We start from the raw sequence: 15,868 nt of genomic DNA, 5'->3' as shown, positions 1-15,868 counted from the left end.
AGACGAAATAACAACAACATGAATAGTCAATATTTTACCTGAAGCGAGCCACAACGCGTCCGATTTTATGCTTCCGAAAGGCAAATACGGACGTCGCCAGAATGAAACCTAAATTCCACGTGTGTTTTTTATTAGCTTCAAAAATCACTATTTCACGAAGAATTTAGACTGCTTCTCACACATTGTAACATTATTTACAACCACCTTTCAATCATTTTTGATAAATCATTGATTTCATCTTTGCTGCAATGATACTTAATAAACTCTGCAAGTTATCCACAGAGCAACACTCAATTTTATTGATGATATTCTTATTATACCAGACATTTTTCATACACTCCCTTGTACGGATAGTTTTCCGACAACTTCATGATTACATATCTTGCGGTTTTGATTATTTTTGCTGCAAGAAATACATACTTCAAACGAAAGGTCTTTATTTGCTGTCTGTATTCTGAAGAGTCCAAGGAATCAAACTTGAACAACAAAAATAGGTTATATGAAAGCATCATCATTTGAAACACGGCTTCATTCGCCCAAAATGACTTTAGCAAGAGATGACCCACCGCCATGTCGTATTTGGCTTCTTTGATATAGTTTTCAGCATTACCACGCTTTTCATAGTATATAACTACTTTTTCAGAAAGCAAGGTAGTATTTGTTACAAAGAAAAAGTAGTCGTATTCGGAACCTTCTAAAAGTGATAATTGTGCTCTTTCTTTTTCTGGTTTCAGTACGCGAGATACGACAAATCTTCTGTCTTTTTCCCATTTAACTAATTTTGTATACAGTTCTGTAGTTTCTCTACCTTCTTCTCCTTTAACGAATACAATTGATGAATTCGTTGCTTGTGAGGTGAGTGTAGAATAACTTTTGGCTTTAATTAAATATTTGCATCCAAGAGATTCTATCGTTTCGATAATTTTTTCATCAAAGTAGCCACTATCCATTCGAAATAAAATTTCTAAATCGTCTGATTTGATGTTAGCAACAATTTCTTTGATCATTTCCGCAGCACCGTTTGCAGTGTAAGTATTGCCACTTCTTACAAATCCGGTAACATATGCTTTTAATTCGTCGCAAAATGCAAATTGGATATTGTAGCATCGGTTTCCCAGTTTCTTAGGATTATATCCTTTTGACGCACCTTCTTGATGACCTTCTACGTTAATTACACTACTATCAATATCAATCGTAATGGATGTCAATTTACTTTTAGTGAGCAGTTTTTTAAAGACTTTAAAATTAATGTCTCTAAACATTTGGGTTGTCTTGAAGTTGAAGTTTCCTAGAAACCGTGACACTGTTTCAGGTTCTTTTACGGAAATATCAAACTCGTTGACGAGGGGATCATTTTGAAGTAGCTTTAGACGTTCTAACTTATCAATGCCAATGAAGTGACCGCAGAGCATGGTCTTTATATGATTCATCTTGATTTTATTTGTTGAGTCATTATCAAATACGAGGTCATTTTCAATAAAATCAAAAATCCCATTGCTTTTTGCATTCTCAAGGAGCAGAAAAAGACCTGCATTTGATGTTAGATTCTTAGCTTTGAAATCAATTTTATTAATCATAATTAGAACCCCTTTTTACTACTTTTCTTACTATTATTTTACCATATATCGAGTCATAAAAGCTGATAATTTAACATATTTTTGAGCACTTTTCTTTCACCCAATGGGTGAAAGCTGAATTTCGAAGGAATGCATATTTATCAAGGCTTTGATTATGCTTTTTGAAGTACTGACGTAGAATCTAGGTATAAGGATTATTTAGAATGAAACTTAAATTAGTTGCAGTGGCAGTGACTAGCCTGTTGGCGGCAGGTGCAGTAAACGCGGCTGAGGTATATAACAAAGACGCAAACAAACTGGATATCTACGGTAAAGTTCACGCTCAGCATTATTTCTCTGATGACACCAGCAGCGATGGCGACAAAACCTACGCACGTCTGGGCTTCAAAGGCGAAACTCAGATCAATGACCAACTGGTTGGTTTTGGTCAGTGGGAATATGAATTCAAAGGCAACCGTTCTGAAGATCAGGGTTCCGAAGCAGACAAAACCCGTCTGGCATTCGCTGGCCTGAAATTCGCTGAATACGGTTCTTTCGACTACGGTCGTAACTACGGTGTAGCTTACGACATCGGCGCATGGACCGACGTTCTGCCAGAGTTCGGTGGCGATACCTGGACCCAGACTGACGTATTCATGACTCAGCGTGCTACCGGCGTTGCAACCTACCGTAACACCGATTTCTTCGGTCTGGTTGAAGGTCTGAACTTCGCTGCTCAGTATCAGGGCAAAAACGATCGTAACAATGAAGTAGAAGCAAACGGCGACGGTTTCGGTCTGTCTACTACCTATGAGTACGAAGGTTTTGGCGTTGGTGCGACCTACGCGAAATCTGACCGTACCGACCGTCAGGTTCGTAATGGTAACAACGGTCTGTACGCATCCGGTCAGAATGCGGAAGTATGGGCTGCTGGTCTGAAATATGATGCGAATAACATCTACCTGGCGACCACCTACTCCGAAACCCGCAACATGACTACGTTCGGTAAAATCGACGGTATTGCTAACAAAGCTCAGAACTTTGAAGCTGTTGCTCAGTACCAGTTCGACTTCGGCCTGCGTCCGTCCGTTGCTTACCTGAAATCCAAAGGTAAAGATCTGGGTTATTTCGGCGACCAGGATCTGGTTGAATACGTAGACCTGGGTGCTACCTACTACTTCAACAAAAACATGTCTACCTTCGTTGATTACAAAATCAACCTGCTGGATGACAACAACTTCACCCGCTATGCAGGTGTAAGCACTGACAACATCGTGGCTGTTGGTCTGAACTACCAGTTCTAATTTTGTTGTAGTCTGAATACAAAGCCAGTCCTTTCGGGGCTGGCTTTTTCTCTTGATGTAGTCTCGGTCATAAGGAGTATGCCGTGCAGACGTTCACTGGTCGTTGTCTTTGCGGACAGAGTCATTTTACCGTTGACGTCGAAATGCTGGATGTCTATGCCTGCCACTGTACGTTGTGTCAGAAATGGTCGGGTGGCATCGCTATGTATCTGGAGGCCAGCGCTCATCCGCAGATGTCGCCGGATTCAGCCCAACCCTCACACTTTCCTTCTTCAAATCGTGGTGAACGTTTCTTCTGTTCCGGCTGTGGGTGCCCGCTGTGGTTTACCCTGACGGGTAGCGAACGCTATTTTGTGCCGTGGACGCTACTGGAACTTAACGAGGTAGATCGCCGCCGCCTGGTGTTAGCAGCAGAGATCTATACGGAAACTCAACCTGCATTCTGGAGACTGACGGGGCAATACGCTCGCTTGAGTGGAAAAGAAGTCGAAGAGATGGATTACCCCTGTCATTTAGCCCACTAGTTATTGACGCTGTAGCTTTGCCAGACTGAACCACATCCCTATCGCTAATACGATAAGCATACTGCCAGCGCTGCTTAAGGCCACGCTATGTGACCAGGTAAAGGCTTCTCTGGCAGCCGCCAGCAATGCCTCACTCAACGACGACGGGAGCGAATGCGCCAGTTGCACCGCTTCGCCCATTGATGATGAGGCGCGCTCTATCTCCTGCGGATTGAGTCCGGCAGGTGGCAGAATCGAGGCAGAAAAGCTACGGCTCAACAGTAAGCCAAAGATAGCGATGCCAAGCCCGGCGCCAAGTTCATAAGCCATCGTCTCAATGGCGCCAGCCGCTGCCGCTTTTTCTGCCGGGGCTGCTGCCATGATTGCCGCAGTTGAGGCCAAAAGCGCACTTGCCGCGCTGAATCCGAGCAAGGCCATCAATATCCACGCCTGTATTTGCTGCGTACTGAAATCCGTCATCGCCAGACCGTAAAAACTGACGGCGCTGAGCGCCATACCCGCCGTTGCCACACAACGTAATCCCAGGCGTGACACCAACATGCCGGCAATGGGGCCGCTGAAACCACTTGCCAGCATCACCGGCAGCATAAACAGCCCAGCCTGATACGGCGTCAAACCGTGCACAAACTGGAGCTCCTGAGCCATCAGCAATTCGAAACCAACCAGCGTAATCATCGCGGTCATCGCCATCACTACGCCGCTTAAGATAATGCGATGCGTAAACAGCCGCATATCAATCATTGGCCGCGAAGCTGCAAGCTGGATACGGACAAACTGCCCCAACAGCAATGCTCCGGTTAATAATGTCAGCACGATGGCAGTGGTCGCCATATGACCTTTCAGGGCGGTTTTGGCGCTATAGACCAGCAGCAGAATAGCGACAATCAGCATTATCGCATGACCAAAATTTAACGATTGATCGCGACGTCCAGCCTGGCGTGGCACGAAACGAGCCGTCAATGCCATTACCACCACAACAATAGGCACATTGATTAAGAACACGGATCCCCAATAGAAGTGCTCCAGCAGTATGCCGCCTACTAATGGCCCAAACGCCGCGCCGCCGGAACCGACAGCGGCCCAGACGCCGAGCGCCATATTGCGATGACGCTGTTCGGCAAAGGTGGCGCGAATACCCGCGAGCGTAGCCGGAACAATCATCGCCGCCCCGATCGCTAATACCGCCCGCGTGGCAATCAGCCAACTGGCGCTGTGGGCAAACGCTGCGGCCAGAGATGCCAGGCCAAATAACCCCCCGCCCAACAGCAGCAGACGTTTAAAACCGATGCGATCGCCCAATGCCCCCATTGGCAACACCATGCCAGCCATGACCAGCGAATAAATATCAATAATCCACAGCAGCTCGTTACCACTGGCACCCAGCGTCATACTCAGCGTGGGCGCGGCAACGTGCAGCACCGTTGCATCAATCGCAACAGGGATGTAGACCAGTACAATAATGACTAACGTTAACCACTGACGAAACATAAAACTCCCTAACAAAACCGAAACTGGACACATGTCCAGCTTTAGCGATCCTACGGAAAATTGAACGTATGTCCAACTTTTTGTTAGACTGCGTGCTATTGAGATACAGGAGGAATGATGAGCTATCTGAACCGGGATGAACGTCGGGAAGTGATTCTGCAAGCGGCGATGCGCGTTGCGCTGGAAGAAGGGTTTACTGCCATGACCGTACGACGTATAGCGGCGGAAGCTCATGTGGCGACGGGTCAGGTGCATCATCACTTTTCCTCTGCCGGTGAACTCAAGTCTCAGGCTTTTGTGCGCCTGATCCGTACCCTGCTTGATGCTGAACTGGTCAGCGAAAACGCCAGTTTTCGGGAACGGCTGCATGCCATGCTGGGCAGCGAAGATGGCGGGTTCGAACCCCATATCAGGCTGTGGCGTGAAGCACAGGTGCTGGCAGATAAAGATCCTGAGATCAAAAGCGCCTATCTGCTGACCATGCGGATGTGGCATGAGGAAACGGCTAACATCATCACTCAGGGACAGAAAGCCGGTGAGTTTTTATCCACCCCAGATGCCGCCGATGTCGCATGGCGTTTAATCGCAGTGGTCTGCGGCCTGGATGGTATGTATGTGTTGGGCATAGAGGAAATGGCCGATCCCGCTTTCGAGCACCACCTGGATCGTATGATTACGCTTGAGTTATTTAGTTGATGTTATAGATGAACAAACAATACATCATTTAAGTTTACAATTAGTAACACTTAACCAACCTGTAATTCTCCCCTTATCCCGCGTTATTGCGCTTTTTTATCTATTCTTTCAGTCAATATTCCCAAAACCTTTCAATAGTTTCTAAAAAGAAGCCGCGCGGCCTGCATGCGTTTATTTCTTTTTCATGAACGGCATGTGCATGGAGAATAATATGTCATCATCAAATGAGAAAAATAATCGTTATCTTTTGACTGACTGGAAACCAGAAAACCCTGCCTTTTGGGAAAACAAAGGCAAGCACATTGCCCGTAGAAATCTTTTGATATCAGTAAGTTGCCTTTTGCTTGCCTTCTGCGTCTGGATGCTGTTTAGCGCCGTAGCCGTCAATCTGAATAAAATTGGTTTTAATTTCACCACCGATCAACTGTTTTTATTAACGGCATTACCCTCCCTTTCTGGTGCAATATTGCGCGTTCCCTACTCCTTTATGGTACCTATATTTGGCGGTCGCCGTTGGACCATTTTTAGCACGATTATTCTGGTTATTCCCTGCGTCTGGCTGGGATTTGCCGTGCAAAATACCGCTACTCCGTTTGGAGTATTTATTATTATTGCGCTGATGTGCGGTTTTGCTGGCGCTAACTTTGCCTCCAGCATGGGCAATATTAGTTTTTTCTTCCCCAAAGCAAAGCAAGGCAGCGCGCTGGGCGTTAACGGCGGTCTTGGCAACCTCGGCGTCAGCGTGATGCAGTTGATCGCGCCGCTGGTGATTTTTCTGCCCATATTTACCTTTTTGGGCGTCCAGGGCGTACCGCAAGCTGATGGCTCGTTATTGTCGCTGGCCAATGCCGCATGGATTTGGGTTCCACTTCTGCTAATAGCCACCCTGGCGGCAGGTATGGGAATGAATGATATTGCCAGTTCGAAGGCTTCTATTGCTTCCCAGTTACCGGTCCTCAAGCGTTTTCACTTGTGGCTGTTAAGCCTGCTGTATCTTGCAACTTTCGGGTCATTTATCGGTTTTTCGGCGGGCTTTGCCATGCTGGCGAAAACGCAATTTCCTGACGTGGATATTCTGCAACTGGCGTTCTTCGGCCCCTTCATCGGCGCGCTTGCGCGATCGGCGGGCGGCGTCATCTCTGACAAGTTCGGCGGTGTACGCGTCACGTTAATTAACTTCATCTTTATGGCACTGTTCAGCGCCCTGCTGTTTCTTACTCTGCCGGGGTCCGGCGAAGGAAACTTTGTCGCCTTCTATCTGGTGTTTATGGGGCTGTTCCTGACCGCGGGTCTGGGAAGCGGGTCGACCTTCCAGATGATTGCGGTGATCTTTCGCAAAATCACGATTTACCGGGTGAAACTGCGCGGTGGTACAGAGGAACAGGCCCAGCGTGAAGCGGTAACCGACACCGCCGCCGCGCTTGGATTCATCTCAGCCATTGGCGCTGTGGGCGGCTTCTTCATCCCCAAAGCGTTTGGTTCATCCCTGGCGCTAACCGGCTCTCCGGTGGGGGCTATGAAAATATTTTTGGTGTTTTACATCGTCTGTGTGCTGGTGACCTGGCTGGTCTATGGCCGTAAATCACAAAAAAAATAACGAAATGGATACCGCTGGATCGGACATTCAGGCAGGCCTGGTGTGCGATTCATCGTCGGCAATATTATCGAAGCAGGAGTTATGTCATGAGTAAACTGTTAGATCGCTTTCGCTACTTTAAACAAAAGGGCGATACGTTTGCCGAGGGGCATGGGCAAGTGATGCACACCAATCGGGACTGGGAAGACAGTTATCGTCAACGCTGGCAGTTCGATAAAATTGTGCGCTCTACCCACGGCGTGAACTGTACCGGCTCATGTAGCTGGAAAATCTACGTCAAAAACGGACTGGTGACCTGGGAAACGCAGCAAACTGACTACCCGCGCACCCGCCCTGACCTGCCAAATCATGAACCCCGCGGCTGTCCGCGCGGCGCCAGCTACTCCTGGTATCTTTACAGCGCCAACCGCCTGAAATATCCGTTAGTGCGTAAACGTTTGATCGAACTGTGGCGCGACGCCCTGACCCGCCAGTCCGACCCGGTGCTGGCCTGGGAATCGATTATGAACGACCCGCAAAAATGCCAGAGCTACAAGCAGGTACGCGGTCGCGGTGGTTTTATCCGTTCTAGCTGGAAAGAACTTAATCAGTTGATTGCCGCCGCCAACGTCTGGACGGTAAAGACCTACGGCCCGGATCGCGTGGCCGGATTTTCACCTATTCCGGCAATGTCGATGGTCTCCTATGCCGCAGGCACGCGTTATCTTTCCCTTCTTGGCGGCACCTGCCTGAGCTTTTATGACTGGTATTGCGACTTACCGCCTGCGTCGCCAATGACCTGGGGCGAACAGACCGACGTTCCTGAATCCGCCGACTGGTATAACTCCAGTTATATTATTGCCTGGGGTTCTAACGTCCCACAGACCCGTACGCCTGACGCGCACTTTTTTACCGAAGTGCGCTACAAAGGCACTAAAACCATTGCCATTACGCCAGACTACTCGGAAGTCGCCAAACTGTGCGACCAGTGGCTGGCACCAAAACAAGGCACCGACAGCGCGCTGGCGATGGCCATGGGCCACGTCATCCTGAAAGAGTTCCACCTCGACAGGCCCAGCGACTACTTTCTCAATTACTGCCGCCGCTATACCGATATGCCAATGCTGGTTCTGCTGGATGCGCGTGAAGACGGCAGCTACGTGCCTGGACGTATGATGCGCGCTTCAGACCTTGTTGACGGTCTGGGCGAAAACAACAATCCGGAGTGGAAAACCGTGGCCTTTAACAGCGACGGTGAGCTGGTCGTGCCGAACGGCTCCATCGGCTTTCGCTGGGGTGAGACGGGAAAATGGAACCTCGAGTCGTTGGCCGCAGGGGTAGAAACAGAACTTTCCCTCTCGTTGCTGGGTCAGCATGATGACGTGGCTGGGGTAGCATTCCCCTACTTTGGCGGCAACGAAAACCCGCATTTTCGCAGCGTCAAACAAGAACCTGTGCTGGTACGGCAACTTCCGGTAAAACGCCTCAGCCTCGCCGATGGCCGCAGTTGTCCGGTAGTGAGCGTTTATGATCTGGTACTGGCGAATTACGGTCTCGATCGTGGTCTGGATGACGTTCATAGCGCGCAAGATTACAGCGAAGTGAAAGCCTACACCCCGGCCTGGGGAGAACAAATCACCGGTGTGCCACGCCGTCATATCGAACAAATCGCCAGGGAGTTTGCCGATACGGCACACAAAACTCATGGCCGGTCGATGATCATCCTCGGGGCTGGCGTTAATCACTGGTATCACATGGACATGAACTACCGTGGCATGATTAACATGCTGGTGTTCTGTGGCTGCGTGGGGCAAAGCGGCGGTGGCTGGGCGCACTATGTGGGTCAGGAGAAACTGCGTCCGCAAACCGGCTGGTTACCGCTGGCGTTTGCGCTGGACTGGAACCGCCCGCCGCGTCAGATGAACAGCACTTCGTTTTTCTACAACCACTCCAGCCAGTGGCGTTATGAAAAACTTACCGCGCAGGAGCTCCTCTCTCCGCTGGCCGACGCGTCGAAATTTAGCGGGCATTTAATCGACTTTAACGTACGCGCCGAAAGAATGGGCTGGCTGCCGTCCGCCCCGCAGCTTAACCTCAACCCATTGACCGTGAAAGCGAAGGCTGAACAGGCTGGCTTGTCTCCTGTTGAATACACCGCACAAGCGCTGAAATCGGGTGATATCCGTTTTGCCTGCGAGCAGCCGGACAGCGGCCACAACCATCCGCGCAACCTCTTTGTCTGGCGCTCTAACCTGCTCGGCTCCTCCGGTAAAGGGCATGAATACATGCTCAAATATTTGCTGGGTACCGAAAGCGGGATCCAGGGAGAAGCGCTCGGTTCAAGCGAGGGCATTAAACCTGAAGAGGTGGAATGGCAGGCTGCGGCGATTGAAGGCAAGCTTGATCTGCTGGTCACGCTCGATTTCCGTATGTCCAGTACCTGTCTATTCTCCGATATCGTTCTGCCGACCGCCACCTGGTACGAAAAAGATGATATGAACACCTCGGATATGCATCCGTTTATTCACCCGCTGTCGGCGGCGGTCGATCCGGCGTGGGAATCGAAGAGCGACTGGGAAATCTATAAAGGCATCGCCAAAGTGTTTTCGGAAGTCTGTGTCGGGCACCTTGGGCAAGAAACCGATGTCGTCCTGCAACCACTGCAACACGACTCACCAGCAGAACTGGCGCAGCCGTTTGACATCCTCGACTGGCGTAAAGGCGAATGCGATCTTGTTCCAGGAAAAACTGCGCCTAATATCGCCGTCGTGGAGCGTGACTACCCTGCCACCTACGAGCGTTTTACCTCGCTCGGCCCGCTAATGGACAAACTCGGAAATGGTGGCAAAGGTATCTCCTGGAATACCCAGACCGAGGTCGATTTCCTCGGCAAACTGAACTACACCAAACGCGAAGGTCCGGCGAAAGGTCGCCCGCTGATCGACACCGCACTGGATGCGTCGGAGGTGATCCTCGCCCTGGCGCCGGAAACCAACGGTCAGGTGGCGGTCAAAGCCTGGGAAGCGCTGGGCGCCATGACCGGACGCGACCATACGCATCTGGCGTTGAACAAAGAAGATGAGAAGATCCGTTTTCGCGATATTCAGGCGCAGCCGCGCAAAATTATCTCCAGCCCTACCTGGTCCGGTCTTGAAAGCGAACATGTCTCCTATAACGCAGGCTATACCAACGTCCACGAGCTGATCCCATGGCGCACCCTGTCCGGTCGCCAGCAGTTGTATCAGGATCACGCGTGGATGCGTGCATTTGGTGAAAGCCTGGTGGCCTACCGTCCGCCTATCGACACCCGCAGCGTTAGCGAAATGCGCGACGTTCCGCCTAACGGTTTCCCGGAAAAAGCGCTCAATTTCCTGACGCCGCATCAGAAATGGGGGATCCACTCCACCTACAGCGAAAACCTGCTGATGCTGACGCTGTCGCGCGGCGGCCCCATCGTCTGGATCAGCGAGACCGATGCCAAAGAGTTGGGTATTGAAGATAACGACTGGATCGAAGCCTTTAACGCCAATGGCGCGCTTACCGCCCGTGCGGTAGTGAGTCAGCGCGTGCCACCGGGAATGACCATGATGTATCACGCTCAGGAACGAATCATGAACATTCCCGGCTCAGAAGTCACCGGGATGCGTGGCGGGATCCATAACTCGGTCACCCGCGTCTGCCCGAAACCGACGCATATGATCGGTGGCTATGCGCAGTTGGCGTACAGCTTTAACTATTACGGTACGGTCGGCTCTAACCGCGATGAGTTCATCATGATTAGAAAAATGAAAAATATTAACTGGCTGGATGATGAAGGTCGCGATCAGGTACAGGAGGCGAAAAAATGAAAATACGCTCACAGGTAGGCATGGTTCTTAATCTTGACAAGTGTATCGGCTGCCACACCTGCTCCGTCACCTGTAAAAACGTCTGGACCGGGCGCGAAGGGATGGAATATGCATGGTTTAACAACGTCGAGACCAAACCAGGCATTGGTTATCCGAAAAACTGGGAAGATCAGGAAGAGTGGCAAGGCGGCTGGGTTCGCGATGTCAACGGCAAGATAAGACCGCGTCTGGGCGGCAAGATGGGGGTGATTACCAAAATATTCGCCAACCCGGTGATCCCGCAAATCGATGATTACTATGAACCGTTTACCTACGATTATCAGCATCTGCATAGCGCACCGGAAGGCAAAAACCAGCCGACTGCGCGTCCACGTTCTTTGATCGACGGTAAACGGATGGACAAGATTATCTGGGGCCCCAACTGGGAAGAGCTGCTCGGCGGCGAGTTCTCAAAACGCGCCCGTGACCGAAACTTCGAGAAAATGCAGAAGGAGATGTACGGTCAGTTCGAAAACACCTTCATGATGTATTTACCGCGACTCTGTGAACACTGTCTGAACCCGAGCTGTGTCGCCACCTGCCCGAGTGGTGCCATCTATAAGCGTGAGGAAGACGGCATTGTGCTGATTGATCAGGACAAATGCCGCGGTTGGCGTTTGTGTATCAGCGGTTGTCCATACAAGAAAATCTATTTTAACTGGAAGAGCGGTAAGTCAGAGAAGTGCATTTTCTGTTACCCGCGTATTGAGTCCGGCCAGCCGACGGTATGTTCGGAAACCTGCGTTGGGCGTATCCGTTATCTCGGTGTATTGCTGTACGACGCCGACCGCATCGAGGAAGCGGCCAGTACCGAGCATGAGACCGACCTGTATGAGCGTCAGTGCGATGTGTTCCTTAATCCGCACGATCCGGCGGTCATCGAAGAGGCGTTAAAACAAGGCATTCCACAGAATGTTATCGACGCCGCCCAACGTTCGCCGGTCTACAAAATGGCAATGGACTGGAAGCTGGCGCTGCCGTTACATCCTGAGTATCGCACCCTGCCGATGGTCTGGTATGTGCCGCCGTTGTCACCGATTCAGTCGGTCGCTGATGCCGGTGGCCTGCCGCACAATGGCAATATTTTACCGGCGGTGGAATCACTGCGTATCCCGGTACAGTACCTCGCCAATATGCTAAGCGCTGGCGATACCGCCCCGGTACTACGCGCGCTCAAACGCATGATGGCGATGCGCCACTATATGCGCTCACAAACCGTCGAAGGCGTGACGGATACCCGCGCCATTGAGGAAGTCGGTCTGACCGTTGAGCAGGTAGAGGAGATGTATCGCTATCTGGCTATCGCCAACTATGAAGACCGCTTCGTGATCCCGACCAGCCACCGTGAAATGGCGCGCGACGCTTTCCCGGAGAAAAACGGTTGTGGTTTCACCTTTGGCGACGGCTGTCACGGTTCGGATACCAAGTTCAACCTGTTTAACAGCAGCCGTATTGATGCCATCGACATTACCGAAGTGCGCGATAAAGCGGAGGGTGAATAATGCAAATCCTCAAGGTTATCGGACTGCTGATGGAATATCCGGACGAACTGCTGTGGGAGTGTAAAGACGACGCGCTGGCGCTCGTGTCCAGCGATGCCCCAATGCTTATCGAATTTAGCCAGGCACTGCTCAATGCGCCATTACTGGATAAGCAAGCCGAATGGTGCGAGGTGTTTGATCGGGGGCGCGCCACCTCACTGCTGTTGTTCGAACATGTCCATGCCGAGTCGCGTGATCGCGGCCAGGCGATGGTTGATCTGCTGGCGCAGTACGAAAAGGTCGGGCTCCAGCTTAACTGCCGCGAGTTGCCGGATCATCTACCGTTGTATCTGGAGTATTTAAGCGTGCTGCCGGAGGCCCAGGCCAAAGAAGGTTTACAGAATGTCGCCCCCATTCTGGCACTGCTTGGCGGTCGCTTAAAACAGCGCGATACGCCGTGGTATCAGTTGTTTGACGCCCTGCTGCTGCTTGCCGGTAGCCCCCTTTCAAGTGACAGTGTCACCAGGCAGGTTGGCGCAGAAACACGTGATGATACCCGTCAGGCCCTGGATGCGGTCTGGGAAGAGGAACAGGTGAAATTTATCGAAGATAACGCCACCGCTTGTGACAGTTCACCGTTACAAAACTATCAACGACGCTTTAGCCAGGACGTGGCGCCGCAGTATGTCGACGTCAGCGCGGGAGGTCCGAAATGATACAGTATCTGAACGTCTTCTTTTACGATATCTACCCGTATTTGTGCGGCACGGTGTTTATCCTCGGCAGTTGGTTGCGTTACGACTACGGGCAATACACCTGGCGCGCCTCTTCCAGTCAAATGCTGGACAAACGCGGTATGGTGTTATGGTCAAACTTGTTCCATATCGGCATTCTGGGGATTTTTTTCGGTCACCTGTTTGGCATGCTGACCCCGCACTGGATGTATGCCTGGTTCCTGCCGATTGCGGTGAAACAGCAAATGGCAATGATTCTTGGCGGTGTCTGCGGCGTGTTAACGCTGATTGGGGGCGCGGGGTTGCTGGTGCGGCGCCTGACTAATCCACGCATTCGCGCAACATCATCCACCGCTGATATTCTGATCCTGTGCATTCTGCTGGTTCAATGCATTCTCGGCTTAACCACTATTCCGTTCTCCGCACAACACCCTGACGGTAGTGAAATGCTGAAACTGGTCGGTTGGGCGCAGTCGGTGGTGACTTTCCAGGGGGGCGCATCTGCGCATCTGGATGGCGTGGCGCCGATATTCCGTGCCCATCTGGTGTTAGGCATGACGATATTCCTACTGTTTCCATTCACACGTCTTGTACACGTGTGGAGTGCGCCGTTTGAGTACTTCACCCGCCGCTATCAAATTGTGCGCTCGCGCCGCTAATTGACTCTGATGCCTGGTGGCCTAAGCGCCACCAGGTCTGCATCGCTATCCCGCTTTTTGTACGCTATGATGCTTCTCCATTCCAGGGAGAACGCTAATGAAACCACAGGTTTACCACGTCGATGCCTTTACCTCGGTCCCCTTTCGCGGCAATTCAGCGGGCGTGGTGCTGCATGCTGACGGACTGAGCGAAGCGCAGATGCAGCTCATTGCCCGCGAGCTGCGTCATTCGGAAACTGCATTCCTGCTGACCAGCAACGACAGCGATGTACACATCCGCTATTTCACGCCGACGGTCGAAGTTCCCATCTGTGGACATGCTACCGTCGCCGCGCACTACGTGCGGGCCAAGGTACTGGGTCTGAGCAACACGACCGTCTGGCAAACCTCGCTGGCCGGGCGCCATCGGGTGGATGTTGAAACTGTAGGGAATGACTATCGCATTAGCCTTGAGCAAGGAACACCTGGATTTGAACCTCCGCTGCAAGGCGCGGTTCGCGCTGCAATTATCCACGCCCTGCATCTGAGCGAAGACGATATGCTGCCAGGGCTGCCGATCCAGGTTGCCACCACCGGCCATTCGAAAGTGATGATTCCGCTAAAGCCTGAGGTAGACCTGGACGCCCTTTCCCCAGATTTGCAGGCTCTGGCGACCATCAGCCAACAAATTGGCTGTAACGGTTTCTTCCCTTTTCAAATCCGTAAGGGCGAAAACGCCACCGATGGACGCATGTTTTCACCCGCAATTGGTATTGTGGAAGATCCAGTCACCGGCAATGCCAACGGGCCGATGGGCGCGTGGCTGGTTCATCACCGACTGATGGCGCATGATGGCAAAACGTTACGTGTTCTGGGGCATCAGGGCCGCGCGCTGGGTCGTGACGGTATAGTTGATGTGAAGGTCGCTATTCGTGATAACCAGCCGGAAAAAGTCACCATTACCGGTTCGGCGGTGATCCTGTTTCATGCCGAATGGGCGATAGATTTTTAATCTATACCTGTGGGCCGGATATGGCGATTACGCCGCATCCGGCACTATTCCCGATGGTGTTATTTCCCCGCTTCCGGGTGCGTATCAAACGCCGCCATTACCGTCGCCAATTCTTCTTCAGTAAATCCATGCTTCACATCATCCACGCCCAATCCAAACCGCGCCTGCAATAAGGCGTACAGGCTGGCGACGTCAGGCAGATTAATCTGCTCTACCGCATGGCCATCCTGATAATGGGTAAAATGAAAATTGGTTAACGTAAATTTACCGCCGTCTGGCAGATGACGGCACATCAGCAGATGGTGACGAAAATGCGACTGCGGCCAATGCGCCGACCAGAAGTTGCCCATCAGATAATCGCTCTGATGCTGCATAACCAGGTCAAAACGGTACATTGATTGCCAGTGTTCGTGATGAAGGAACTGCAAAATCCAGTCTTCACCTTCCTGAATCAGACGATACTCTCCGTGTGGTGTGTGCTGTGCAACATCTGCCTGCAGACGAATCGGCGCTGTCAGCGTTTGCCCACCGAATCCGACGTCAGCGATCCACTGCTCTCCCTGCAGCTCAACCAGCAGCAGACGATGCGTGCGTGGCGGTAGGCTTGACGGATTCGCCAGTACCACACGTCCAAGTAAACTGCGAACGGTAAAACCGATTTCGCGGAGCGCCCGCTCAAATAACCCATTTTGCTCAAAACAATAACCGCCGCGACGCGCCGTCACCAGTTTCTCTTCCAGCGATGCGTCGTCGAGTTGCATTTCGCGTGGCAGCAGTACATCGAGATTTTCAAAAGGAATGGCGCTGTTGTGCAGTAAATGCAGCGCTCGCAGGGTTTCAATGTTGACGTTGGCCGAACCTGACCAGCCAATACGGGCAAAATAAGCGTTTGAAAAAGGCGTCATACCAGCTTCCTGTTTGTGTAATGTTGTACTTATAACGCATTTTTAATTTTACGCTGTCGATTTTGTG

12 protein-coding genes are annotated in these 15,868 nt (G+C 51.3%); 9 read left to right on the top strand and 3 right to left on the bottom strand.

Going from position 1 to position 15,868, the window contains the following annotated elements; translation table 11 throughout:
- Positions 1-314: 314 nt before the first annotated feature.
- Positions 315-1,577 carry an IS1380-like element ISEcp1 family transposase gene (locus OOJ59_RS16490; protein ID WP_000608644.1) on the bottom strand — a complete coding sequence of 421 codons (1,263 nt, stop codon included), beginning with the start codon at positions 1,575-1,577 and terminating at the stop codon, positions 315-317.
- A gap of 203 nt (positions 1,578-1,780) precedes the next feature.
- Between OOJ59_RS16490 and ompD the strand changes: the two genes are divergently transcribed.
- Entirely contained in the window at positions 1,781-2,860 is a 1,080-nt protein-coding gene (gene ompD / locus OOJ59_RS16485) for a porin OmpD (RefSeq protein ID WP_038640648.1), read from the top strand.
- A gap of 83 nt (positions 2,861-2,943) precedes the next feature.
- A complete protein-coding gene (locus tag OOJ59_RS16480) occupies positions 2,944-3,384 on the top strand; it encodes a GFA family protein (RefSeq protein ID WP_038640650.1) in 441 nt (146 codons plus the stop codon).
- Here OOJ59_RS16480 and OOJ59_RS16475 read toward each other — a convergent pair whose 3' ends face one another.
- Positions 3,385-4,872 (bottom strand): MFS transporter, encoded by a 1,488-nt coding sequence (locus OOJ59_RS16475; protein WP_087856599.1) that lies wholly within the window; start codon positions 4,870-4,872, stop codon positions 3,385-3,387.
- Positions 4,873-4,989: 117 nt separating this feature from the next.
- On the opposite strand from OOJ59_RS16475, the gene OOJ59_RS16470 reads away from it, so the two are divergent.
- From OOJ59_RS16470 to OOJ59_RS16440, 7 genes are all read left to right on the top strand, one after another.
- Positions 4,990-5,568, top strand: coding sequence for a TetR family transcriptional regulator (locus tag OOJ59_RS16470; RefSeq protein WP_085048192.1), 579 nt, complete (start codon positions 4,990-4,992; stop codon positions 5,566-5,568).
- A 211-nt stretch (positions 5,569-5,779) separates the two neighbouring features.
- The gene (locus OOJ59_RS16465; RefSeq protein WP_087856598.1) at positions 5,780-7,165 is read left to right on the top strand and encodes a NarK family nitrate/nitrite MFS transporter; all 1,386 of its coding nucleotides are present in this window, start codon (positions 5,780-5,782) and stop codon (positions 7,163-7,165) included.
- Positions 7,166-7,251: 86 nt separating this feature from the next.
- A complete protein-coding gene (locus tag OOJ59_RS16460) occupies positions 7,252-10,992 on the top strand; it encodes a nitrate reductase subunit alpha (protein WP_087856597.1) in 3,741 nt (1,246 codons plus the stop codon).
- Positions 10,989-12,533, top strand: coding sequence for a nitrate reductase subunit beta (narH, locus tag OOJ59_RS16455; RefSeq protein WP_038640659.1), 1,545 nt, complete (start codon positions 10,989-10,991; stop codon positions 12,531-12,533). The genes OOJ59_RS16460 and narH overlap by 4 nt, the downstream gene beginning before the upstream one ends.
- The gene (narW, locus tag OOJ59_RS16450) at positions 12,533-13,228 is read left to right on the top strand and encodes a nitrate reductase molybdenum cofactor assembly chaperone (RefSeq protein ID WP_038640661.1); all 696 of its coding nucleotides are present in this window, start codon (positions 12,533-12,535) and stop codon (positions 13,226-13,228) included. The genes narH and narW overlap by 1 nt, the downstream gene beginning before the upstream one ends.
- On the top strand, positions 13,225-13,905 hold the full coding sequence (narI, locus tag OOJ59_RS16445; protein WP_069324912.1) for a respiratory nitrate reductase subunit gamma: 681 nt from the start codon (positions 13,225-13,227) through the stop codon (positions 13,903-13,905). Before narW ends, narI begins: the two co-directional genes overlap by 4 nt.
- Positions 13,906-14,002: 97 nt before the next feature.
- Positions 14,003-14,896 (top strand): PhzF family isomerase, encoded by an 894-nt coding sequence (locus tag OOJ59_RS16440; RefSeq protein WP_160956130.1) that lies wholly within the window; start codon positions 14,003-14,005, stop codon positions 14,894-14,896.
- A gap of 59 nt (positions 14,897-14,955) precedes the next feature.
- On the opposite strand, the gene nhoA is transcribed toward OOJ59_RS16440, so the two are convergent.
- Positions 14,956-15,801, bottom strand: coding sequence for an N-hydroxyarylamine O-acetyltransferase (nhoA, locus tag OOJ59_RS16435; protein WP_160956129.1), 846 nt, complete (start codon positions 15,799-15,801; stop codon positions 14,956-14,958).
- Positions 15,802-15,868: the final 67 nt, after the last annotated feature.

Source organism: Citrobacter sp. W9, from assembly GCF_026719375.1.
In the GTDB taxonomy this organism is placed as follows: domain Bacteria; phylum Pseudomonadota; class Gammaproteobacteria; order Enterobacterales; family Enterobacteriaceae; genus Citrobacter; species Citrobacter werkmanii.
This window is presented reverse-complemented; position numbering and strand designations above follow the sequence as displayed.